Here is a 22,812-nt window from a genome sequence, read left to right as displayed (position 1 = left end):
CCCCGTGTCGAAACACCTGTGTCGAAATACCGGCAGCCGTGATGCCGGGATGGCCCCGCGTCGGAGCGCATCCGGGGCTAGGCTACCGCAGTTCGCGCCCCAGCGCAAAGCCCCGTTATCGCCGGGCCTGTTGGTGTGCTATGCTCTGATGGCTCAGCTAAGGCGCGTGACCGGCAACCAACCCACAGGGGGAGGACGCAGGGAGGGCGGGGGCCTGGTGCAACGCGGCGCAGGAGTTTTGCCCCGCGGGTGGTTTCTGACTGGCGCGGTGGCCAGCGGTTGGCTACAACCTCGGACGCAACGCGAAAAAGGATGCAGCTGACGATGGCAAAGATCACTTATGTCGAACACAATGGTGCCGAACATGTTGTGGATGTGGCCAATGGCCTGACCGTGATGGAAGGCGCGCGCGACAACAATATTCCCGGGATCGAAGCGGATTGCGGCGGCGCCTGCGCCTGTTCGACCTGCCATGTCTACGTCGATGCCGCCTGGGTTGAGAAGCTCCCCGCCAAGGACGACATGGAAGAGGATATGCTGGATTTCGCCTATGAGCCGGATCCCGCGCGCTCGCGTCTGACCTGCCAGATCAAGGTGACGGATGATCTGAACGGTCTCGTGGTGCATATGCCCGAAAAACAGATCTGATGCGGCTGGGGCCGCAGGCGCGGCGTCATCTGTGGCGCGCCTGGCCCCTGTCTCGACGCCGCGCAGGTCAGGCGCTGCGCCCGTGGCGGGCGGGGTCCGGGGCGGGCCCTGCCATTCCTGGCGTATTGGCGCGGGCGATCTGTGCAGGCGGGCTGCTGTCCGCAATGGTTTCGGCTGCGGCGGCGCAGGATCCGCTCCGGCTGACGAGTGCTGAATTCGCCGCACCCACCGCGCATTATCCGCATGGGGTGCTGGGCGATCACATCGAGTATTCGGCCCTGGTGGTGCAGGACAGCAGAGGCACCGGCCATCGTGTGGCCCTGCCTGTCGCTGGCGCGGTCTTCGAGGACCTGGCGCCACGGCTCTGGGATGTGACGGGCGATGCGCTGCCGGAGGTGGTGGTGGTCGAAAGCGATCCGGTCAGGGGCGCGCAGCTGGCGATCTACGGTCTGCATGACGGGGCGCTGCGCAAGATGGCAGCGACGCCGCATATCGGCACGAGATTTCGCTGGCTGGCCCCGATCGCGGCGGCTGATCTGGATGGCGACGGCCATATCGAGATCGCCTATATCGACCGTCCTCATCTGGCGAAAACCCTACGGATCTGGCGCTATCGCGACGGTGCGCTGCATCACGTCGCACAGCGGTCCGGGCTGACGAACCATCGCATCGGGGAGGGTTTCATCACGTCGGGGCTGCGGGACTGCGGTGATGGCCCGCAGCTGCTGACTGTGGACGCCGGATGGAGCCGGATCATGGTCAGCACCCTTGTGGCAGGTCGCGTGATCAGCCGGGAAATTGGTGCATATTCGCCTGCGACGGGTCTGGCGGCGGCGCTGCGGTGCGAGGGGCCGGTTCAGGCCGACTGAGCGGGCAGGCGGCAGATGCTCGGCGCCGCTTCGGTAAAGTTGGGTTTATTTTCTTGCCGGCTGTTGCCGCAGTGCGCCCCTGCGTTGCAGATTTGTTCACCACTTTGCGCGTATTCTCTTGATAAAGACACCCCCCGGATTGCGCTGTCGCAGCCGGTGGCGGAACCCGTTTGCAAGCAGGAGACAGGCGCGTGACCTTTTCACCCTATGTGCTGGGAACCGGTATCGCCGGATGGAATTTTCTGGACCGAACCCGCGCCCAGCAGCAGGAGATTTTTGAAAAATCGCCGATCATTGATCGCGCGGTGCAGGACTTCACGCGGAAAATCGACAATATCCAGACTGCCGATCAGCTGCTCGGCGACTATAATGTGCTGAAGGTTGCCCTGGGCGCCTTTGGTCTGGAAGAGGACATCAACAACCGCGCCTTCATCAAGAAGGTGCTGGAATCAGATCTGTCTGAGCCCACCTCTTTTGCCAACCGGCTGAACGACAGCCGCTATCTTGGTCTTGCGCAGACCTTTGGCTTTGGCAGTGAGAGCGGCCCGCAGCTGCCGAGCACAAGCATAGAAAAACCCTATGTGACTGTCGCCAGCCCGGAGGATCTACTGTCGAACCAGACCCTGCTCAATCAGGCTCTGGATGACTTTGGCCTGAAGAAATACGCCGGTAACGAGTTCTTTCTGATGCGGGTCCTGGAATCCGATACCACCGATCCGAACTCTTTTGTGAACCGGCTGAGCGATACGAAACTGGCGGATTTTGCCAAGGCGTTCGAATTCAACCGGCCGCCGGATTACAGCACCAGCATGGAGGCGCTGGTGGGCGAATTCCTCGCCGTGAACGATGGCAATGGTCCGGCCAATGCGGATGAGCTGCTGGCCAATGAGGATCTGCTGAAGGCAGTCGTGGACAGTTTCGATCTGGAATATACCAACTCGATCTTCCTCAAGCGGATGCTGGAATCAAACCCCTATGATCCGGAATCGCCCGTCAACCAGCAGGAGGACCCGCGCTATCTGGCGATGTCGCGCGCCTTTGGTTTCGGGATCCCCGATATTAACAGTTTCACCAGCCCCGACGAGCTGCTGTCTCAGCCTGAACTGCTCGCGGATGCGCTGGAGCAGTTCTACCTGAGCAACCCAGGCGAGGATTATCTGCGTGATGTGCTGGAGTCCGATCTCTCGGACCCAAGCTCTTTTGTGAATCAGCCCGGAAATCTTGCGTTCTATAATTTTGCCGAGGCGTTTCAGAACGAATGGCCCACCGCGCCAAGCCGGATGAAGGTGCTGGCCGATGAGGTCGACGGCAAATTGGAGAACTATGAGCTGCCACGGCGGTTCGTATTTGATTTCGATGCCTTTGAGGCGGGGCTGGATGTGTTCAACATCAGTGAGCGGGAACTTGATTTTGACGTGATGATCAGGGCTTTTGAATCGGATCTGTCCTCCGAAATTTCTTATGCAAACCTGCACCGGGATCCGAATCTGAAGGCCATGGCGCATGCCTTTGCTTTTAACCCCGGTACCAATGACCGCACCTATCCCGCTGGTTTCGCTGAGGAGATCGCGGGTCTATACAATGATCGGAATTTTGAGGCCGCCATCGGGGAGAGTGACCCGAACATGCGTCTTGCCCTTGCCTTGGAGCGCGAGCTGCAAGCGATCGCGGATGCCGGTGGCAGCGAAGATGCCCATTGGTTCGGCATCATCGGCTCACCGCCGCTGAAAGCGGTGTTTGAGACGGCATTGGGCCTGCCATCCAGCTTTGGCCAGCTGAACGTGGATCGCCAGGTTGATGAAATGAAAGAACGTGCGCAGTCGTCTTTTGGCACCAGCCATCCGGCGGATCTTCTGAAGCCTGACAAGCTGGACGAGTTCAGAAACCGCTTCCTGCTGCTGAGCGGGCTGAACAGTGATCTGGCGTCGAGCGGCTTCAGCGATCCGGTCTTCACGCTGTTCCGATAGCGCGCGGGCATTGCGACAAAGGTGCCGGGCCAGCGTCGGCCCCTGCGGTCACCCTTCGTGACATTGGCGCCTTACCCGGTACGATCAGGGACGCGGGCTGATCTGATCGGCCCCGCCTGCGGAATCTGTGCCGACGCTCGGCCCCGTGATCGACTTCGGCAGCATGAGGCGCGATCTTTGCCGGAACCGGAACCGGAACCGGAACCGGAACCTGAACCGGAACCGAAACCGGGGAGGGCTATGGTGGAGCAACCCACACCCAGCCCGTGACAGCGGTTGGATCTTGCGGGCCCCGGCGCGATTGCGAGCGCATTTCACGCGGTCACGGGCTGGGCGTGCCCACCACATGGGCGCCGTCGATGTCACCCAGAGAGGAGAAAAGCGCGGCGGTATTGCTGGCGCCGACCTTCTTCAACAGCCGGGCGCGATGAACCTCGACGGTGCGGTAGCTCAGCTCCAGACTTCGGGCGATTTCCTTGCTGGTCTTGCCTTCGCACAGCAGCGAATAGACCTCGCGTTCGCGCCGGGTCAGGGGCTGATAGGGCCGGGATCGGGACAGATCGGCAAAGCTCCAGACCGCGCGTGCCAGCGGCTCCTGCGGTGTGAAGCTATGGCCACGGACCCGGACCCAGAACAGGCTGCCGTCCTTGCGCCGCATCACCCGTTCGTCCCAATAGGGCGCGCCGGCTCCCAAAGTCTCATTTCCCCGGTTGCGCAGGTTGAGAAATTCTTCCTGCGATGGGTAGAGAAAGGCAAAGAGCTGATCGAGCAGGTCCAGCCGGGTGTAGCCGAACATCTCGCAGAACCGCCGGTTGCAGTCGCGCAGGACCCGGTTTTCGGTGACAACGATCCCCACCGGCAGGAAATCATAGGCGAGCTGCATCAGGTCACGGGTGGCAAAGAGCTGGTCGAGCGTCTCGGCGCCGGGATCGCCCATGGGCGCTGTGCCGACGTCGAGGCCGGGGCGGGGCTGCTGGCTATTGGCCGTCATCTGGTCCTGCTGTTCCTGCATATGTCCTGCCTGTCGCGGCGACCGCAGCTGCGCGGCAGGGCTGAGCCTTCGGGAGCGGGGGCGGTCGCTGTTACAAGGATCTTAGCGGAGTGAAGGCAGCGTGAAAACAGGTGCTTGCCAGCCGGCATGCTGATCCTGTCGGGGTGTCAGGAGAGGTAATAGTCGATCGGTTGCAGCGGTGGCGGTACCTCCTCGCCCAGCTTTGGGGCCAGGCTGCGTTCAACGGTCCGGCAGATGGCATCCAGCGGCAGGCCGTTCACCGTTTCGCCAAAGGGATGAGATAGCTCCTCGGTCACCTCTGCAAGGCCGAAGAAGACATAGGCGACAATGCCGACGAAAATTGGTGTCAGCCAGCCCGCGCTGTCGATCAGCGCAAAGGGCAGCAGCAGGCAATAGAGGTAGGTCGTGCGAAACACCAGCAGTGAATAAACATAGGGCAGCGGCGTGGTGGCAATGCGTTCGCAGCCCGCCTGAGCCAGCGCCATGCTGGCGGTGCGTTCGGCCAGCGCCTTGCGGGCAAACCCATCGTCGGCGGCTGTGGCCAGCGTCGCGGCAAGGGCGTCGAGCGCTGCGCAGGGCGGATGTGGCGCGGTGGTGAAATCGTCGCCTGCCCAGCGGGTTGCGGCGCTGGTGTCGCGTTCTTTGCGCAGGTTGATGCGGTGCAGATGCAAAAACGCAAGGGCCAGCCGCAGGATCCGGCGTCGGCTCTGCGGGTCGGCAACAAACAGGTCCACCTCACGGCTGAGGCTGCGCAGGTCCGCGACCAGCTGTCCCCAGAGCTTGCGACCTTCCCACCAGCGGTCATAGGCGGCATTGTTGCGAAACCCAAGAAACAGCGAGAGCGCGATGCCAAAGACCGCAAAAGGCGCGGCATTGGTATGGGGCAGGCGGGTGATATCGGCGTCAATCCACAGCACCAGCGCCGACAGGGCGGAGAGGCCGAGGATACGGGGCAGTATGCGGGGCAGGACAGAGCCGCGCAGCGCAAACAGCAGCTGCATCAGGCCGGGTTTGTCGCGTAGGATCATCGAAAGTGGACTCCGCTTCGCTCAAAGGCGGGACTAGGGCAATTGCGCAGCTGCCTGACGGGGGATCCGAGACCGGGAACTGAGAGTGCCGGTCCCGAAAGGGGAGGCTCGCCTTGGCGCGCCTGCAACCTAGGGCCCGCCCCACCGCTGCACGTGGCCGAAAACGTCAGACTGGGGGGAGTTTGCGCGGTGTCCTGTCGGATTCGACCGGGCGGGTCTGGACAGCCCGGTGTGCGGTATCCTCACTGGGCGTCGGGGCTTGCCGCTTGCGCCGCCGGGCGCAGCAGCGCCCGGCCATGCCCAACTGTGTTGAGCCATCTGTGATGGTTCTGAAACAGACGGGAGTGCCTGCTCGACCGGTCTTACTTCAGCGCGCGCCAGCCGATGTCGCGGCGGAAGAAGCCCTGCGGCCAGCTGACACCCTCCACCATCGCATAGGCGCGGTCGCGGGCTTCTTGCAGTGAAGCGCCACGGGCGGTCACGTTCAGCACCCGGCCGCCAACGGCGAGCACCTTGCCGTCCTGCTCCTTGGTGCCCGCATGGAACACCATATTGCTGCTGTCTTCGGGCAGCGCGTCCAGGCCTTTGATCTCGGTGAATTTTTCGTAAGACCCGGGATAGCCCTCTGCCGCCATCACCACGGTGATCGCATGGTCATCGGCCCAGTTTACCTGCGCGTCACCCAGGCGGCCCTCGGCGGCGGCCTGCATCAGGTCCAGCGCCTGGGCGCCGAGGCGCATCATCAGCACCTGGCATTCCGGGTCGCCGAAGCGGACGTTGTATTCCACCAGCCGCGGCTGTCCGTCCTTGATCATCAGACCCGCATAGAGCACGCCCTGATAGGGCATCCCGCGTTCCGCCATCACCCGCATGGTGGGCTTCACGATCTCTTCCATCGCCTTTGCCTCGACCTCAGCCGACAGCACCGGTGCGGGGGAGTAGGCGCCCATGCCGCCGGTATTGAGGCCGGTGTCGCCTTCGCCGACGCGCTTGTGGTCCTGCGCGGAGCCGATTGCCAGCACGTCCTCGCCATCCACCAGCACAAAGAGGGAGGCCTCTTCGCCTTCCATGAACTCCTCGATCACCACCTCGGCGCCGGCACCGCCGAAGACGCCGCCGAACATGTCGTCGATGGCGGCCATTGCCTCGTCCTCGGTCATCGCGATGATGACGCCTTTGCCTGCGGCCAGACCGTCGGCCTTTACCACTGTCGGCACGCCGTGCTCGCGCACATGCGCCTTGGCGGCGTCCGCGTCGGTGAAATGGCCGTAGCCTGCGGTCGGGGCGTTTGCCGCGTCGCAGATTTCCTTGGTGAAGCTTTTGGAGGCTTCCAGTTTTGCGGCGGCCTCGGAGGGGCCGAACACCAGAAGGCCCGCCTCGCGCAGCCGGTCGGCAACACCTGCGGCCAGCGGTGCCTCGGGCCCGACGATGACGAAGTCGATGGCGTTTTCCTCGGCAAAGCTCACCACGGTGCCGCCGTCCTCGATATCAAAGGTGGCGCAATCGGCGATCTGGGCGATGCCCGCGTTGCCCGGTGCCACGATCAGCTTGTCACATTTGGGGTTCTGCATCACCGCCCAGGCGAGCGCATGTTCCCGCCCGCCACTGCCGAGGATAAGGATGTTCATGTCCGTGTTCTCCGATCTGCCTGCACCAATGGCGCCGTCGGCGGTTGCCGGGGCTTGCCTTGCTTGCGGCGGGTTCTATGCTGCGCGCGACTTCAAAACAAGAACCACCTGTGACGCAGGAGAGCAGCCCGCCGATGTCCGACCTGTTTGACGATCCCACCCCGGCTGACCGGCCCGGGCAGAATGCCCCCGAATTCACCGTTTCGGAAATCTCCGGCGAGGTGAAACGCACGCTGGAGGGCACTTTCGGGCGGATCCGGGTGCGCGGCGAGGTGGGCCGGGTATTCAAGGCGCGGTCCGGGCATCTTTACTATGACATCAAGGACGACCGCTCGGTGCTGGCCTGCACCACTTGGAAGGGGCAGATTTCCAGCCTTTCGGTGGTGCCGGAGGAGGGGCTGGAGGTCGTGGTCACCGGTCGGCTGACGGCCTTTGGCGGGCAGTCCAAGTACAACATGAACGTCGACGAGGTGGCGGTTGCCGGGCAGGGAGCGCTGATGGCGCTCTTGGAAAAGCGCAAGATGCAGCTGGAGGCCGAGGGGCTGTTTGCGCCGGAACGCAAGAAGCCGCTGCCCTATCTGCCACAGATCATCGGCGTGGTCACGTCGCCATCGGGTGCGGTGATCCGCGATATCCTGCACCGGCTGCGCGACCGCTTCCCGCGCAAGGTGCTGGTCTGGCCGGTCGCCGTGCAGGGCAAGGCCTGCGCACCGGAGGTGGCCCGCGCCATCGACGGCTTCAACCGGCTGACACCGGGCGGCGCGCTGCCGCGGCCCGATCTGATCATCGTGGCCCGGGGTGGTGGCTCGATCGAGGATCTCTGGGGGTTCAACGAAGAAATCGTCGCCCGCGCCGCCGCAGCCTCGCAGATTCCGCTGATCTCTGCCGTGGGGCATGAGACGGATACCACGCTGATTGATTTTGTGTCCGACCGCCGGGCGCCGACACCGACGGCGGCGGCGGAGCTGGCGGTGCCGGTGCGGCTGGAGCTGACGGGCTGGACCGAAAATCAGGGCGCGCGGCTGGTGCGGTCTGCTGGTCTGGCAGTGCAGCAGCGGCGCCAGCGGCTCAATGATCTGGCCCGCGCGCTGCCCAAACCCGACACATTGCTGGAAACCCCGCGTCAGCGGCTGGATCTGTGGGGGGACAAATTGCCCGATGCGCTGATCCGGGGGGTTGAGCGTCGCCGCCTGCGGCTGAGTGAGGCGGCAGCTGCGCTGCGTCCCAGCACCCTGCGCCAATTGGTCAGCACCCGTGGCGACCGGCTGCGCAACCTCTCTTCAAGGTTAAGCCTGCGCCCGATCCGGCAGGATCTAGCGCGTCAGCAGGACCGCCTCGGCCAGCTGGCCCAGCGGCTCGATACCGTGCAGGCACAGCGGTTGGACCGGCAGCGCCAACGGCTGGAGGCAACCGGGCGTCAGCTGGATATTCTGAGTTACAAGGCCACGCTGCGGCGCGGCTATGCGGTGGTGCGCAGCGGTGAGACGGTGATCACCCGCGCCGCAGAGGCGGCATCGCAGGCGCGGCTTCATATCGAATTTGCCGACGCCGAGATCGAGGTGACCCCAACCGTGACAACGACCGCAACAACGACCGCAGGCGGCGAAGCAGCCTCTGTCGTCAAATCCGATGCGGTCGCCGTTGCGCCATCGGCGGACGACCGGTCCAAATCGACCAGCCAGAAGCGCGACACATCAGGCCCGGGGGATCAAGGCTCCCTGTTCTGAGCCGGCCTCTGGCACGCGCTCAGACGCCGACGTCCGGGCCGAGGCAGAGCATCTCCTGACCCAGCTCCTCCGCCTCGTAAAGCTCGGTTGCCTCCGGGTCGCCTTCGAACTGGGCAATTAACCCGTTGTCGCCAAATGAAAACTGCCAGCATTGCGGCGTGCCGATCTCGTCGTAGACAAAACAGATCTGATCGGCCTGCGGATACCATTCGCCGTTCTGGCAGCGGCCATCCAGAAACGACCATATCACCCGGCGGTTGGGCAGATAGCGCTCAACCCCATAGGGCACGCCATCAAAACCGTAGAACAGGGTGCGGCCCTGGGTGTAGCGGTCGAACTGATCCGCTGTCAGAGGCGCACCGGCGGCGGCCGGACGGCCCTGCAGGGCGCTGCTCAACAGGATCGCCGAGAGAATCAGACAGAGCATTCGCATGGATCGACTGTGCCAGAGCCGTATCGCCCTGACCATTGTTTCCGCAGCGGGGGCGATGACAGGCAGAATCGCGCGATGCCTCGGGCAGGGCGGCGCGGGCGCAGGGTTGCGCGGCGTCACCTTTGACCGGGGCCGGTGTGCTGGGCAACATCGGTGTGGAAATAAGCCGCAGCCTCAGGTGGTTGCCCGGTGCAGATTGGTGCAGATCGGTGCGGCTGAGGTCATTGGCCAGAGCGAGGGGAGAGAGTGGGATGTCGGAATTGGGAAACAGCCCTATGGGGGATGCGTTGATCGGCGCGGCGGCGCTATTTGCGCTTGTGTATCTGGGGCTGACGGCGCGGCCGACCAGCGTGCTGCGCAGCGCGACCAAGACCCTGGCGGTGCTGCTGCTGGCGATTGCCGCCTGGCTTGGCGGTGGGCCAGTGCTGCTGACCCTCGCGCTTGGGCTTTGTGCCATTGGCGATTTCTGCCTGTCGCGGGATGGCGAAGGCGCCTTCATGGCCGGGGTCGGGGCCTTTGCAGCGGGGCATCTGGTCTATGTGTTTCTGTTCCTCGGTCAGGACAGCAGCGAGGCCGCGCGGCTATTGCAGATGCCGCAGTTGATCGGCGTTGTGGTGCTGGCGCTGGCGGGCATCGCCATGGCGCGATTGCTGGCGCCGCGTGCCGGTGCCCTGAAAGCTCCGGTGCTGGCCTATGTACCGATCATCATTAGCATGGGGCTGGCAGCCCTGACCCTGCCGCTGGGGGGCAGTCTGCAAGGGCTGGCGCTGGTACTGCCTGCGGCGCTCGCCTTCATGGCGTCCGATATCGTTCTGGCCTTTGAAACCTTTGTGCTGGCCGAGGATCACCCGGCGCGGCGGTTCACGCCCTATGCGGTCTGGCCGCTCTACTGGGGGGCGCAGGCGGGGTTTCTGCTGGCGTTTCTGTAGCGGCTTAGGCCTGCTCTTGCATCGGTTTTGTGGCGGTCGGCGCGCCGAGGTGCTTTGCACTTGCCGCAAAACCGCATTAGGTGTCCGCGTGACAACTCGCACAGACCCAATATGCGGAGACCGACATGGCGTTTTTCTCAAAACTGAAGGACCGGCTGTTCAAGTCGTCGAACAAGCTTGAGGAAGGGCTTGATGCCATCGTCGAAGAGGGCGCGGCCGCACAACAGCCCGCACCGGAGAAGACGCCCGAGGTGCCGCCATCCGCACCGCCTGTCGAGGTGCCGTCTGAACAGCCTGTTGAGGCACCAGAGGCGCCGCCAGTGGAGGTGCCGTCTGAAGCGCCGTCCGAGATCCCCGCAGAGACACCCGAACAGACCGCCCGCACAGCAGAGCCGATGGCGAAACCGGCGATGAAGCCGATGCCCGCGCCGACCCAGGACCCGGTTCCGGCAGCGCCTGGGCTTTTGGGGCGTCTGATAGGGCGCGGTAAGGCGGATGAGCCGCGCCGCGCGCTGGATGACGACATGCTGGAGCAGCTGGAGGATCTTCTGGTTGCCGCCGACATGGGGGTCGATACCGCGCTGCGTGTCACTGCCAATATGGCCGAGGGCCGGTTTGGCAAGCGGCTTTCGACGCGTGAGATCAAGGAGCTGCTGGCCGCAGAGGTGGCCCGCATCATGGAACCGGTCGCCCGCCCGATGCCAATCTACCAGAAACGCCCGCAGGTGGTGCTGGTGGTGGGCGTCAATGGCTCCGGCAAGACCACCACAATCGGCAAGCTGGCCAGCCAGTTCAAGGCCGCGGGCAAGAAGGTGGTGATCGCCGCAGGCGACACTTTCCGCGCCGCGGCAGTGGAGCAGTTGCAGGTCTGGGGCGACCGTGCAGGTGTGCCGGTCCTGACCGCGCCCGAGGGATCGGATCCTGCCAGCCTTGCCTTTGATGCGATGACACGGGCGCAGGAAGAGGGGGCGGATCTGTTGATGATCGACACAGCTGGCCGCCTGCAGAACCGCGCCGATCTGATGGAAGAACTGGCAAAGATTGTGAGGGTGATCCGCAAGAAGGACGAGACCGCGCCGCATAACACCCTGCTGGTTCTGGATGCCACCACCGGGCAGAATGCGCTCAATCAGGTGGAAACCTTCCAGAAACTGGCCGATGTGTCGGGGCTGGTGATGACCAAGCTGGACGGCACCGCCAAGGGGGGTGTGCTGGTGGCGCTGGCGGATAAATTCGGCCTGCCGATCCATGCCATCGGTGTGGGCGAGCAGATCGACGACCTTGCCCCGTTTGATCCCGAAGAATTTGCGGCCGCCCTGACCGGGCTGGAAACCTCCTGAGCCGCGCGCGCCAGCCGCATCTTCTGGCTGAAAATATCCTCGGGGGTCCGGGGGTGGAAAACCCCCGGCGATCTGTTCTGGAGCAAAGGTACTGCGGTTGAGCGACTGGCTGATCTCTCTGGAGGGGACCGAGGCGGGGCATCATGCGGCGCTTGCGCTGGCGCTGATGGCGGCGATCCTGCACGCGGTGTTCGGAGCGCTGCAAAAGGGGCGATATGACCCCTGGCTGTCGCGCGGTGCAATTGATTTCTCCTATGGGTTGATGGCCCTGCCGCTGGCGCTGTTCGTGGTGCCCTGGCCCGAGCCGCATATGTGGCCGATCTTTGCGGGCGTCTGGCTGATCCATGTGCTCTACAAGATCCTGCAGGGGCTGGCCTATAGCAAGGGCAGCTACACGGTGGTCTATCCGGTGGTGCGCGGCACCGGGCCGCTGTTCACCGTGCTGGGCGCGTCGATGCTGTTTGACGAAGGCTTTACAGCGGTGCAGTGGCTGGGGGTTCTGGTGCTGCTGGCGGGGATTTTCGGACTGGCGCTCTACAATTACCGCAATCTGACCGACAATCGCGAAACCCTGGGCAGCGCCCTGGCGCTGGCGGTGGCGACCGGCGTCTTTGTGGCGCTCTATACCACCTATGACGCCTATGGCATTCGCGCGACGGCGGATCCGTTCACCTTTCTTGCCTGGTTCTTCTTCATCGACGGGCTGGCGATGCCGCCCTATGCCTATCTGCGCTGGCGGGCGATGGTGCCGCGCCCGGACCCCGGCCCTCTGATGGCCAAGGGACTGCTGGGGGGGCTTATCGCCTTTGGCTCCTTTGGTGCGGTCATGCTGGCCACGCGGCTGGACAAGGTGGGAGAGGCGGCGGTGCTGCGCGAAACCTCCACGGTCTTTGCCGCGCTTATCGGCTGGCTGGTGTTGAAGGAAACCGTGGGGCCGCGACGGATTGCCCTGATGGCTTTGATCGCGCTGGGGGCCGTGATAGTGGAGATGGGCGGCTGATCCGGCTGGCACAGCGGCCAGGCCTCGGCGATCACCGCCGGTGAATTTAGGTAGAAACAGGAATAGAAATGGCGGGAAAACCGATCAACCGAACCCTTAAACTGGTGCTGGAATACGGCCCGCTGGTGCTGTTTTTTGTCGGCTATCTGCGCCTGCGCGATGAGCTGCTGATAATCGGCGGGCAGGAGTACAAGGGCTTTATCGTGGTGACGGCGGCCTTCATTCCGCTGATGGTGCTGTCGAGCCTGGCACTGTGGCGGCTGACCGGTCATATTTCCAGACTTCAGGTTGGGACGCTGGTGATTGTGATCCTGTTTGGCGGGCTGTCGGTCTGGTTCAATGATGAGCGGTTCTTCAAGATGAAGCCGACGATCCTATATGTGCTGCTGGGCGGTGCGCTGGCGATCGGTCTCATCCGGGGGGAAAGCTATCTGAAGGTGGCGATGGATGAGCTGATGCCGCTGCAGGACGCAGGCTGGATGATCCTGACGCGGCGGCTGTGTTACTTCTTCTTCGCGCTGGCGCTCCTGAATGAGCTGACCTGGCGCACGCAGAGCACCGACACCTGGGTTTATTTCAAGACCTTTGGCCTGTCGCTGGCGATGTTTGCCTTTTTCATGACGCAGGCGCGGGTTTTTCAGGCCTATGGGCTACCCGACTCCGAGGTGGACGAGCGCGAGTGACGCAGGCAGAGCCGCAGCGACCCGGTCCCGTGGTGCCGCTGCGTGTCGCGATCTGCGCGCTGCGGACTTGACCAAACGGCGGTTTGGGCTTATCCGATACGGATATATCGTGGCGATTTGTTACCGGATTGCGGGCCACGTAAAACAATCCCGCTAAAGAGGTCAGGATGTGAAGGACCCCCTTTCGCTTGGCCGAACGGGGGTTTTTTAATGCGCAACACGCGCAAGGAGACAGAAGATGAGCGAGACCTGGAACAAGCGTACCAAACTGGTGCATGGCGGTACCCGCCGCAGCCAGTACAATGAGGTCAGCGAAGCGATCTACCTGACGCAGGGTTTTGTTTACGACACCGCCGAACAGGCCGAGGCGCGGTTTATCGAGACCGGCCCCGATGAATTCATCTATGCCCGCTATGGCAACCCGACGGTGGCGATGTTCGAAGAGCGCATTGCCGCGCTCGAAGGGGCCGAGGACGCCTTTGCCACCGCATCCGGCATGGCTGCGGTCAATGGCGCGCTGACCTCGATGCTGAAGGCAGGCGACCATGTGGTTTCAGCCAAGGCGCTGTTTGGCTCCTGTCTCTATATCCTCGAGACGATCTTGACCCGGTTCGGGGTTGAGGTGACCTTTGTCGATGGCACCGACCTTGAACAGTGGCGCGCAGCGCTGCGCCCTGACACCAAGGCGGTGTTTTTCGAGTCAATGTCCAACCCGACACTTGAGGTGATCGATATCGCCGCAGTGGCCGAGCTGGCCCATGAGGTCGGGGCCACTGTGGTGGTCGATAACGTGTTTTCGACGCCGGTGTTTTCCAATGCCATCGCGCAGGGCGCGGATGTGGTGATCTATTCCGCGACCAAACATATCGACGGGCAGGGACGGGTGCTGGGCGGCGTCATCCTTGGCACGCGAGAGTTCATCCGGGGCACCGTTGAACCCTATATGAAGCACACCGGCGGCAGCCTCAGCCCGTTCAATGCCTGGACGCTGCTGAAGGGGCTGGAGACGATTTCCCTGCGGGTCAATGCCCAGGCCGATACAGCGCTGGAACTGGCGCAGGCGCTGAGCGGTCATTCCGCACTCAGCCGGCTGATGTATCCCGGCCTGGAGACCCATGCCCAATACGCACTGGTGCAGCGCCAGCTGGGCGGCAAAGGCGGCACGGTGCTGTCGCTGGACCTCAAGGGCGGCAAGAAGGCTGCATTCAGGTTCCTGAACGCGCTGACCATCCCGGTGATTTCCAACAATCTGGGCGATGCGAAATCCATCGCCACCCATCCGGCCACCACCACCCATCAGCGGTTGTCTGATGAGCTGAAGGCCGAACTGGGCATTACGCCCGGTCTGGTCCGGTTTTCGGTCGGGCTTGAGGATGCCGCCGATCTGATCGCGGATCTGACACAGGCCCTGGCGGTGGCGGAGGCCTGATCGGCTGAAGCTGCGGCTGAATAGCGACGGCGATAAGGGGGCAGGGCGCGCGCGTCGCCGCTGCCCCCGATGCCAAGCGTGATCCAAGAGGATCTGGCGTCAATCGCCGTAAATGCGCAAAACACGACGCTTTTGAATGATCTGTTTTGCGATCTGCTGCGTAACAGACTAAAACTAATCCTGCTGCCTGATGATCGGGCAGCGTCAGCGGAGGTCTCTGTTTCATGAACTCTCACTCGCGTAATCTGACCAAGGCGCCTGATCGAGCAGATGCAGAGGATGCACTCGAGCTGTTGCGCAAATGGGCCAGCACGGCAACCGAGACCGAAATTGCTCAACTAAACCCTGTGGTTGCACGGCTTCTGCCGGATGCACCCGTTGGTGATTATCCCGATCTGTCGCGCCACTACCCTGAGGAGTTTGAGGCCGATAGCAGCTATCGTGCGACCCTGCCGGACCTGCAGAACGGGCCGTCCAGCCTGATCCGCGGCGCCCATGAGCAGATCCAGCACGTCGGAATTTCCAATTTTCGCCTGCCGATTCGCTTTCACACCCGCGACAATGGCGATCTGACGCTGGAAACCAGCGTGACCGGCACCGTCAGCCTGGATGCCGACAAGAAGGGCATCAATATGTCCCGGATCATGCGGTCGTTTTACAAACACGCTGAACGCACTTTCAGCTTTGAAGTGATGGAAGCGGCGCTTGATGATTACCTCACCGATCTCGAAAGCCTTGATGCACGTTTGCAGATGCGGTTTTCCTTCCCGGTGAAGGTGCAAAGCCTGCGTTCGGGCCTGTCGGGCTATCAATACTATGATATCGCTCTGGAAATCGTGGATCACGATGGCGAGCGGACGAAGATCATCCATCTGGATTACGTCTATTCCTCGACCTGTCCCTGTTCGCTTGAGCTGAGCGAACATGCCCGCAGTGCCCGTGGCCAGCTGGCGACGCCGCATTCGCAGCGCTCGGTGGCGCGGATTTCGCTGGTGCAGGAGCCGGGCGCGCCGGTTCTGTGGTTCGAGGATGTGATCGACCATTGCCGCCGCGCGGTGCCGACCGAGACCCAGGTCATGGTCAAGCGCGAGGATGAGCAGGCCTTTGCCGAGCTGAACGCGGCCAATCCGATCTTTGTCGAAGATGCCGCGCGGCTGTTCTGCGAGGCGCTGCAATCGGATTCCCGTATCGGCGACTTCCGGGTGGTGGCCAGCCATCAGGAGAGCCTGCACAGCCATGATGCGATCAGCGTGCTGACGCAGGGGCCGACCTTTGCGGCGCGCAGCATCGACCCACGGATGTTCGCAACCCTGATCCATCAGGGGTGATCCGGGCGCGCAGGACGCCAATCGTGCCTGTCGCCCCATTTTCCGACATAGACCCGACACCGCTGCCTGATTAGGCGGCGGTTTTTCGCGCTTTTTACGGGCGACTCTGCAATGCGGCATTATTTATGCTGCAATGCAAAAGGAATCAGATAGAGTTGCAACCTGTGGGGGTGCGCGCTGCGTCGTTCCCCCTGTCCGAGGGGCGGAGGGGGCCTCGTGCCAGGGCTGTCGCGCCGAGCTTACCGGGTTCGGAAGATGGTCAGACCAATGTCTCTTGTTCATCTGCGCCAGCAAGGCCGTCTGATCTCTGGCCCTGATGTCTGGCGCAGCCATATCGCGGCGGATGCCACCCGCCAAACAGGAGATTTTGATGATCCCTCTACTCGACTTCACCGACCTTCCCCGGACACCTGCTGCATTGGCAGGTACGCTTGTTGGGCGCCAGATGCGGTTCTGGCGTGGGGCCGTGGCCCTGATGGGAGCAATGCCCGCCGCGCAGATGGCGGTTGCCAGCCATGCGATTGCGGTGGGGCTGAACCAGACCCGTGTCAAGACCACCGCCGCGCGCAGCACGGAGGCAGCCAGCCGCAGTGCCGAGCCTGCCGCAACCGCTGCGGAGAAACCTGCGGCCGCAAAACCAAAGCCCGCCCCGCAGCGCAAGCCTGCCCGCAAGAAAACCCGCCCGGCACGGACCAAGGCGGCGACCAGCACGCCGACGGTTGCGCCAACGCCGCAGCCCACCGACAAGGCGGATACAGCCGGGGCGTCCGATTTTTCCAGCAAGCGCAAGGTCGCGACGAGCGAAGCGGATGTGGCAAAACCTGCGGCCCCTGCCGCTGCTGCTGCCGTGACACCCGATACGCCCGCCGCCAAGGCCGCCGCCGCCGGACCAAGCCGCAAAACCACCCGCGCGCCGTCGAAACCGGCAGCGATGCCCGCCAAGGATCCGGCCCCGGCATCTTCGCCTGCATCGCAGCCCGCTGCGCGGACTCCGCTGTCGCCGGTTGGCGCGAAACAGGCCGGAACCACCAGCACTCAGGCGCTGATGACCGGTCAGGGCGGGGGGGGCGGCACGTCGGCCAGTGCGATGACGGCGAAAGTCGGCACGGTGTCACAGAAGTCGACAAAACCCTAACCCCGGGTCGCAACAGTCGCGCAGTCTCTTGACACTCCGCCCGGTGGAGGCCAACGCTGCGCGCATGTTGGATCTGCGTCCGGTTGGATATGTCATTGGCCTTCTGGTGGCCATCCTTGGGGCAACCATGGTGTTCCCGCTGGCTGTCGATCTATACGACGGGCAGGGGGAATGGCCGGTCTTTCTCGAAAGTGCCGTCATCACCATCCTTGGCGGCGGGCTGATTGCGCTGTCCTGTGCCAATGGGGTGCGCGAGGGGCTGACGATCCAGCAGACCTTTCTGCTGACGACGCTGGTCTGGGTGGCGCTGCCGGTGTTCGGGGCGATCCCCCTGATGCTGGGCGCCACTGAACTGCGCTTTGTCGATGCGTTCTTCGAGGCGATGTCCGGCCTTACCACCACCGGCTCCACTGTGATTTCGGGCCTTGATGGTCTGCCGCGCGGACTGCTGCTGTGGCGGGGCATCCTGCAATGGCTGGGCGGCATCGGCATCATTGTGGTGGCCATGGTGTTCCTGCCGGAGCTGCGGGTTGGCGGCATGCAGATTTTCCGCTCCGAAGCCTTTGATACGATGGGTAAAATCCTGCCGCGCGCGCAGGCAATCGCGAAGCAGATTTCGCTGATCTACGTCGGCCTGACCGTGGCCTGCATGGTGGTCTATATGCTGTTGGGGATGCAGCCCTTTGACGCTCTGGTGCATGCGCTGACCACATGTTCCACCGGGGGTTTCTCCAATTACGATGCGTCTTTCGGCACCTTTACGGGCGCGCCTGAATATGCGGCATCGGTGTTCATGATCCTCGCGGCGCTGCCCTTTGTGCGCTATGTGCAGATGGTCAACGGCCATTCCAAGCCGCTGTTTCGTGACAGCCAGATCCAGACCTTTCTGGCCACCATCCTGATCCTTGTCGTGGTGACGGCCTGTGTGCTGGTCTATGTGTTTCCTCACCACCCCGAGCAGGCGGTGCGCGAGGCGCTGTTCAATATCACCTCGATCATCTCCGGCACCGGCTACGCCAGCGTTGATTACATGCAGTGGGGCAGCTTTCTGGTGATGCTGTTCTTCTTTATCGGGCTGATTGGCGGCTGTGCGGGGTCAACCGCCTGTTCGGTCAAGATTTTCCGCTATCAGCTGCTGTTCGCCTCGATCCGGGTGCAGATCCAGCGCATTCATTCGCCGCATGGGGTGTTTGTCCCGCGCTATCAGGGCAGGGCGGTTGACGCCGAGGTGCTGAGCTCGGTGATCTCCTTTTTCATGTTCTTTGTGGTCACGCTGGGGATCGTGGCCTGGGCGCTGGCGCTGACCGGGCTTGATTTTGTGACGGCGGTGTCGGGGGCGGCAACGGCTGTGGCCAATATCGGCCCCGGCCTTGGCGACCGGATCGGGCCTGCGGGCAACTTCTCCACGCTGAACGATGGGGCCAAGTGGATCCTGAGCGCAGCGATGCTGATCGGGCGGCTGGAGCTGATGGCGGTCTATGCCATTCTGACCATCCGTTTTTGGCGCAACTAGGCAGATCGACCGAAACGCGCCGCTTTGACGCATCAAAATTGCGTGTTGCACCGGCGTTTCTGCGTGTATCGCTACAATCCGCAGGCTTGCCCTTGTGGGGCCGCTCGCATAAGAGGCGGGGAGTTGAAACCCGCAAGCGCACGGAGAGTTTTGCCCAATGCCCGTTCTTGTGATGAAATTCGGCGGTACATCTGTCGCCAATCTGGACCGCATCCGCCGCGCGGCGAAACGCGTGGGCGTTGAGGTGGCCAAGGGCTATGACGTGATCGTTATCGTCTCTGCCATGTCGGGCAAGACCAATGAGCTGGTCGGCTGGGTCAATGAGACCTCGCCGCTGTTTGATGCGCGCGAATATGATGCTGTGGTCTCCTCGGGCGAGAATGTGACGGCGGGTCTGATGGCGCTGACGCTGCAGGAGATGGATATCCCCGCGCGCAGCTGGCAGGGCTGGCAGGTGCCGCTGAAAACCACCAGCGCCCACAGTCAGGCCCGGATCGAAGAGATCCCGCCGGAGAACATCAATGCGAAGTTCGGCGAAGGCATGCGCGTCGCCGTGGTTGCAGGGTTTCAGGGGATCAGCCCCGAAGGCCGTATCACCACGCTGGGCCGGGGCGGGTCTGATACCACCGCTGTTGCCTTTGCCGCGGCCTTTGAGGCGGAGCGCTGCGATATCTATACCGATGTGGACGGGGTCTATACCACCGACCCGCGGATCTGCGATAAGGCGCGCAAACTGGATAGGATCGCGTTTGAAGAAATGCTGGAGCTGGCCTCGCTGGGCGCCAAGGTCCTGCAAACCCGCTCTGTTGAACTGGCGATGCGCTACAAGGTGAAGCTGCGCGTGTTGTCGAGTTTTGAGGAACAGTCCGACGAGGCCGGAACCCTGGTCTGCGACGAGGAGGAAATCATGGAATCCAATGTTGTGGCCGGTGTGGCCTATTCCCGTGACGAAGCCAAGCTGACCGTGCAATCGGTCGCCGACCGTCCCGGCATCGCGGCACATATCTTTACCGCGCTTAGCGATGCAGGTGTGAACGTCGATATGATCGTTCAGGATATCTCGGCCGAGGGTCGCACCGATATGACCTTCTCCTGCCCGACCGATCAGGTGGCGCGCGCCGAACAGGCGTTGCAGGCGGTAAAGCAGAAGGGCGAGCTGAACTACGCCGAATTGCTGGCTGACCGTGATGTTGCCAAGGTCTCGGTGGTTGGCATCGGTATGCGCTCACAATCAGGGGTTGCAGCCAAGATGTTCAAGGTGCTGTCGGACGAGGGCATCAACATCAAGGTGATCACCACCTCCGAAATCAAGATTTCGGTTCTGATCGACCGGAAATACATGGAACTTGCAGTGCAAGCACTGCATGATGCCTTTGAATTGGACAAGGCGGCCTGATCTGGACCTGGCTGCCTGACACCGAAACCTGTGTGAACGGCCCCCATGGTAAAGACGACCGAATCCGAAAGTCGCAATCTGTTGATGCGCTTGCGCGAGGCGATGGCCGGTGATGATGCCGGTCAGGCCCGGCTGGACAAGATCACCCAGCTGATCGCCGATAGCATGCGCAGCGAGGTGTGCTCGGTCTATCTGTTCCGGGACGAGGAGACGCTTGAGCTCTGCGCGACTCAGGGTCTGAACGTTGAATCCGTACACCAGACCCGTATGCGGATCGGCGAGGGGCTGGTGGGCCGTGTGGCGCGCTATGGCAAGGTGGTCAACACCCCGGATGCCCCCAACGCCAAGGGGTTCCGCTATATGCCGGAAACCGGGGAGGAGCGTTATGCCTCTTTCCTGGGGGTGCCGATTCAGCGGCTTGGCGAGATGCTGGGCGTGCTGGTGGTGCAGTCCAAGGACGCGCGCGAATTCTCCGCCGATGCGGTCTATGCGCTGGAAGTGGTGGCGATGGTGATTGCCGAAATGACCGAGCTTGGCGCCTTTGTTGGCGAGGGCGCGGCACTGTCGCCCCTGCACCAGCAACCGGTTCTACTGCGGGGAACCATCGCGCAGGAAGGCGCTGTTGAAGGCCACGTCTGGCTGCATGAGCCGCGCGTTGTTGTGACCAATCCGATTGCCGATGATCCGCACCGCGAGCTTGAGCGCCTGCATGAATCGGTCGAGGAGCTGCGGGTCGGCGTCGACAAGATGCTGGAGGTCTCCCAGACCGGTGACAAGGAACAGTTGCAGGTGCTGGAAGCCTACCGGATGTTCGCCAATTCCAAAGGGTGGATGCGGCGGATGGAAGAGGACATCGGCCGCGGTCTGAGTGCCGAGGCGGCGGTGGAGAAAGAACAGTCCCAGGCGCGGGCGCGCATGGGGCAGGTGCAGGATGCCTATCTGCGTGAGCGGCTGAGCGATCTGGATGATCTGTCCAACCGGCTGCTACGGATTTTGACCGGGCAGGGCCGTGAAACCGGTGCAGAGCTGCCCGAGGACCCGGTGCTGATTGCACGGAACATCGGCCCCGGTGAGCTGCTGGAATATGGCCGCAACCTGCGTGGCATCGTGCTGGAGGAAGGCTCTGTCGGCTCTCATGCGGCGATCATTGCCCGCGCGCTGGCCATTCCGCTGGTGGTTCACACCAAACGCATCACCACCGAGGCGCTGAACGGCGACCATATCATGGTGGACGGGGAGCAGGGCGTCGTGCATCTGCGGCCGGATGACACCGTTGTGGGGGCCTTTCGCGACAAGATCGCGATGCAGGCCAAGGCGCAGGAACGCTATGCCTCGATCCGTGACAAACAGGCGCTGACCCGCGACGGCACACGTGTGAACCTGCTGATGAACGCCGGGCTGATGGCCGATTTGCCGTCGCTGGAAAACTCCGGTGCCGAAGGCGTCGGGCTGTTCCGAACCGAATTGCAGTTTCTGGTCCGCAACCAGATGCCGAAACGATCCGAACTGGTGGCGCTGTATCAGCGGGTGTTGGATGCGGCTGGCGGCAAGCGGGTGGTGTTCCGCACGCTGGACATCGGGTCGGACAAGGTGCTGCCCTATATGAAGCCGACCGATGAGCCGAATCCGGCGCTTGGCTGGCGGGCGATCCGGGTTGGTCTCGACAAGCCCGGTGTGATGCGGATGCAGTTGCAGGCGCTGATGCGCGCCGCCAACGGGCGTCCGCTGACGGTCATGTTCCCGTTTGTGGCGCAGTTCGAGGAGTTCCGCGCCGCCAAGGCCGAGGTCGCCAAGACGCTGGAACGCGAACGGCGCCTCGGGCATCCGCTGCCGGAAAAACTGGAAGTCGGGGCCATGCTGGAAACCCCGTCGCTGGCCTTTGCGCCGCAGAAGTTTTTCGACGAGGTCGAATTCCTGTCGATCGGCGGCAATGACCTCAAGCAGTTTTTCTTTGCTGCGGACCGTGAAAACGAGAGGGTGCGCAAGCGTTACGACACATTGAACGTGAGCTACCTGAGCTTTATCGCGCAAATCGTTGAGCGTTGCGAGATTTCCGGGACTCCGCTCAGCTTTTGCGGCGAGGACGCCGGGCGCCCGATTGAGGCGGTCTGCCTTGCGGCCATGGGGTTGCGGGTACTGTCGATGCGACCTGCCTCGGTTGGCCCGGTCAAATCGCTGCTGATGCGGGTCGATCTGAATGCTATTCGAAAAATCATCGCTGACGCACGCCACCGAGGCGAGCAAACGGTGCGGCCGGCTGTGATGCAATATCTGCGAGAGCTCTGAGCCGGGATCCTTCGTACCATAATCTGCATTGGGACCGCGCAGCCGAGGCTGCGCGGTTTTTTTGACTGAGGATCAGGTCAGAGGCTGCAGCCTATGAGTGTGTTGTGGATAGCCGTAGGTAACGGGTCTGGCTGGTGCCTCTGGTTTGGTCTTGATGAATCGTGACTGCGCAATCGAATTTACTCTTTAACATTTTGTTAATACCTTCCAAACTTGACTTATCTCGATATTTTTGTCGGTTCTGAATGTCCCGGCAAGGTGTCTCGTTTGGGTTGAGAATGCCCAAACTGTCCCCCAACTTATCCACAGCGCCGTCCCTGTTGTACAGGTTGTTTTATCTATCTGAAAACATTGAATTAATTGTGGTTTTGCGGGAGATCGGATGACCCGTTTGAGACAAGTTCTCTACATCAATTGTGGGGCTTATCCACTTGAAATTTATCGGGAAATTATGGCTGAAC

Annotated in this window: 18 protein-coding genes and 1 riboswitch; of the genes, 14 read left to right on the top strand and 4 right to left on the bottom strand. The window is 62.6% G+C overall.

Going from position 1 to position 22,812, the window contains the following annotated elements; all coding sequences use genetic code 11:
* The first annotated feature begins 324 nt into the window (after nucleotides 1-324).
* The 3 genes from WLQ66_RS09815 (at nucleotide 325) to WLQ66_RS09805 (ending at nucleotide 3,484) form a co-directional block, all read left to right on the top strand.
* Entirely contained in the window at nucleotides 325-648 is a 324-nt protein-coding gene (locus WLQ66_RS09815) for a 2Fe-2S iron-sulfur cluster-binding protein (protein ID WP_340546125.1), read from the top strand.
* The gene (locus tag WLQ66_RS09810) at nucleotides 648-1,517 is read left to right on the top strand and encodes an FG-GAP repeat domain-containing protein (RefSeq protein WP_340546124.1); all 870 of its coding nucleotides are present in this window, start codon (nucleotides 648-650) and stop codon (nucleotides 1,515-1,517) included. Before WLQ66_RS09815 ends, WLQ66_RS09810 begins: the two co-directional genes overlap by 1 nt.
* A 191-nt stretch (nucleotides 1,518-1,708) precedes the next feature.
* Nucleotides 1,709-3,484, top strand: coding sequence for a DUF1217 domain-containing protein (locus tag WLQ66_RS09805; protein ID WP_340546123.1), 1,776 nt, complete (start codon nucleotides 1,709-1,711; stop codon nucleotides 3,482-3,484).
* Between the two features lie 322 nt (nucleotides 3,485-3,806).
* Here WLQ66_RS09805 and WLQ66_RS09800 read toward each other — a convergent pair whose 3' ends face one another.
* The 3 genes from WLQ66_RS09800 to purD form a co-directional block, all read right to left on the bottom strand.
* On the bottom strand, nucleotides 3,807-4,421 hold the full coding sequence (locus WLQ66_RS09800) for a LuxR C-terminal-related transcriptional regulator (RefSeq protein ID WP_340546341.1): 615 nt from the start codon (nucleotides 4,419-4,421) through the stop codon (nucleotides 3,807-3,809).
* A gap of 221 nt (nucleotides 4,422-4,642) precedes the next feature.
* A complete protein-coding gene (locus tag WLQ66_RS09795; protein ID WP_340546122.1) occupies nucleotides 4,643-5,524 on the bottom strand; it encodes a bestrophin family protein in 882 nt (293 codons plus the stop codon).
* A 362-nt stretch (nucleotides 5,525-5,886) separates the two neighbouring features.
* Nucleotides 5,887-7,152, bottom strand: a complete 1,266-nt coding sequence (gene purD / locus WLQ66_RS09790) for a phosphoribosylamine--glycine ligase (protein WP_340546121.1) — start codon at nucleotides 7,150-7,152, stop codon at nucleotides 5,887-5,889.
* Nucleotides 7,153-7,286: 134 nt separating this feature from the next.
* Between purD and xseA the strand changes: the two genes are divergently transcribed.
* On the top strand, nucleotides 7,287-8,879 hold the full coding sequence (xseA, locus tag WLQ66_RS09785) for an exodeoxyribonuclease VII large subunit (RefSeq protein WP_340546120.1): 1,593 nt from the start codon (nucleotides 7,287-7,289) through the stop codon (nucleotides 8,877-8,879).
* Between the two features lie 19 nt (nucleotides 8,880-8,898).
* On the opposite strand, the gene WLQ66_RS09780 is transcribed toward xseA, so the two are convergent.
* A complete protein-coding gene (locus WLQ66_RS09780; protein WP_340546119.1) occupies nucleotides 8,899-9,312 on the bottom strand; it encodes a hypothetical protein in 414 nt (137 codons plus the stop codon).
* Nucleotides 9,313-9,563: 251 nt separating this feature from the next.
* Between WLQ66_RS09780 and WLQ66_RS09775 the strand changes: the two genes are divergently transcribed.
* From WLQ66_RS09775 to ptsP, 10 genes are all read left to right on the top strand, one after another.
* The gene (locus WLQ66_RS09775; protein WP_340546118.1) at nucleotides 9,564-10,241 is read left to right on the top strand and encodes a lysoplasmalogenase; all 678 of its coding nucleotides are present in this window, start codon (nucleotides 9,564-9,566) and stop codon (nucleotides 10,239-10,241) included.
* 125 nt (nucleotides 10,242-10,366) lie between these two features.
* Nucleotides 10,367-11,581, top strand: coding sequence for a signal recognition particle-docking protein FtsY (gene ftsY, locus WLQ66_RS09770; RefSeq protein WP_340546117.1), 1,215 nt, complete (start codon nucleotides 10,367-10,369; stop codon nucleotides 11,579-11,581).
* Between the two features lie 97 nt (nucleotides 11,582-11,678).
* Nucleotides 11,679-12,581 carry an EamA family transporter gene (locus WLQ66_RS09765; RefSeq protein ID WP_340546116.1) on the top strand — a complete coding sequence of 301 codons (903 nt, stop codon included), beginning with the start codon at nucleotides 11,679-11,681 and terminating at the stop codon, nucleotides 12,579-12,581.
* Between the two features lie 68 nt (nucleotides 12,582-12,649).
* The gene (locus tag WLQ66_RS09760) at nucleotides 12,650-13,264 is read left to right on the top strand and encodes an inner membrane-spanning protein YciB (protein WP_340546115.1); all 615 of its coding nucleotides are present in this window, start codon (nucleotides 12,650-12,652) and stop codon (nucleotides 13,262-13,264) included.
* A 99-nt stretch (nucleotides 13,265-13,363) separates the two neighbouring features.
* Nucleotides 13,364-13,442: riboswitch (SAM riboswitch) on the top strand.
* Nucleotides 13,443-13,502: 60 nt separating this feature from the next.
* Nucleotides 13,503-14,693 carry an O-succinylhomoserine sulfhydrylase gene (gene metZ, locus WLQ66_RS09755; RefSeq protein WP_340546114.1) on the top strand — a complete coding sequence of 397 codons (1,191 nt, stop codon included), beginning with the start codon at nucleotides 13,503-13,505 and terminating at the stop codon, nucleotides 14,691-14,693.
* Nucleotides 14,694-14,917: 224 nt separating this feature from the next.
* On the top strand, nucleotides 14,918-16,021 hold the full coding sequence (gene folE2 / locus WLQ66_RS09750; protein ID WP_340546113.1) for a GTP cyclohydrolase FolE2: 1,104 nt from the start codon (nucleotides 14,918-14,920) through the stop codon (nucleotides 16,019-16,021).
* Nucleotides 16,022-16,391: 370 nt separating this feature from the next.
* Nucleotides 16,392-17,156: a hypothetical protein gene (locus tag WLQ66_RS09745; RefSeq protein WP_340546112.1), complete on the top strand. Its 765-nt coding sequence runs from the start codon at nucleotides 16,392-16,394 to the stop codon at nucleotides 17,154-17,156.
* A gap of 64 nt (nucleotides 17,157-17,220) precedes the next feature.
* Entirely contained in the window at nucleotides 17,221-18,669 is a 1,449-nt protein-coding gene (locus tag WLQ66_RS09740) for a TrkH family potassium uptake protein (protein ID WP_340546111.1), read from the top strand.
* Between the two features lie 157 nt (nucleotides 18,670-18,826).
* On the top strand, nucleotides 18,827-20,065 hold the full coding sequence (locus tag WLQ66_RS09735; protein WP_340546110.1) for an aspartate kinase: 1,239 nt from the start codon (nucleotides 18,827-18,829) through the stop codon (nucleotides 20,063-20,065).
* A 45-nt stretch (nucleotides 20,066-20,110) separates the two neighbouring features.
* Entirely contained in the window at nucleotides 20,111-22,351 is a 2,241-nt protein-coding gene (gene ptsP, locus WLQ66_RS09730; protein ID WP_340546109.1) for a phosphoenolpyruvate--protein phosphotransferase, read from the top strand.
* Nucleotides 22,352-22,812: the final 461 nt, after the last annotated feature.

The organism is Phaeobacter sp. A36a-5a (assembly GCF_037911135.1).
Classification (GTDB): domain Bacteria; phylum Pseudomonadota; class Alphaproteobacteria; order Rhodobacterales; family Rhodobacteraceae; genus Phaeobacter; species Phaeobacter bryozoorum.
Note: the sequence above shows the minus strand (reverse complement) of the source record. Positions and strands in the feature narration are given on the sequence as shown.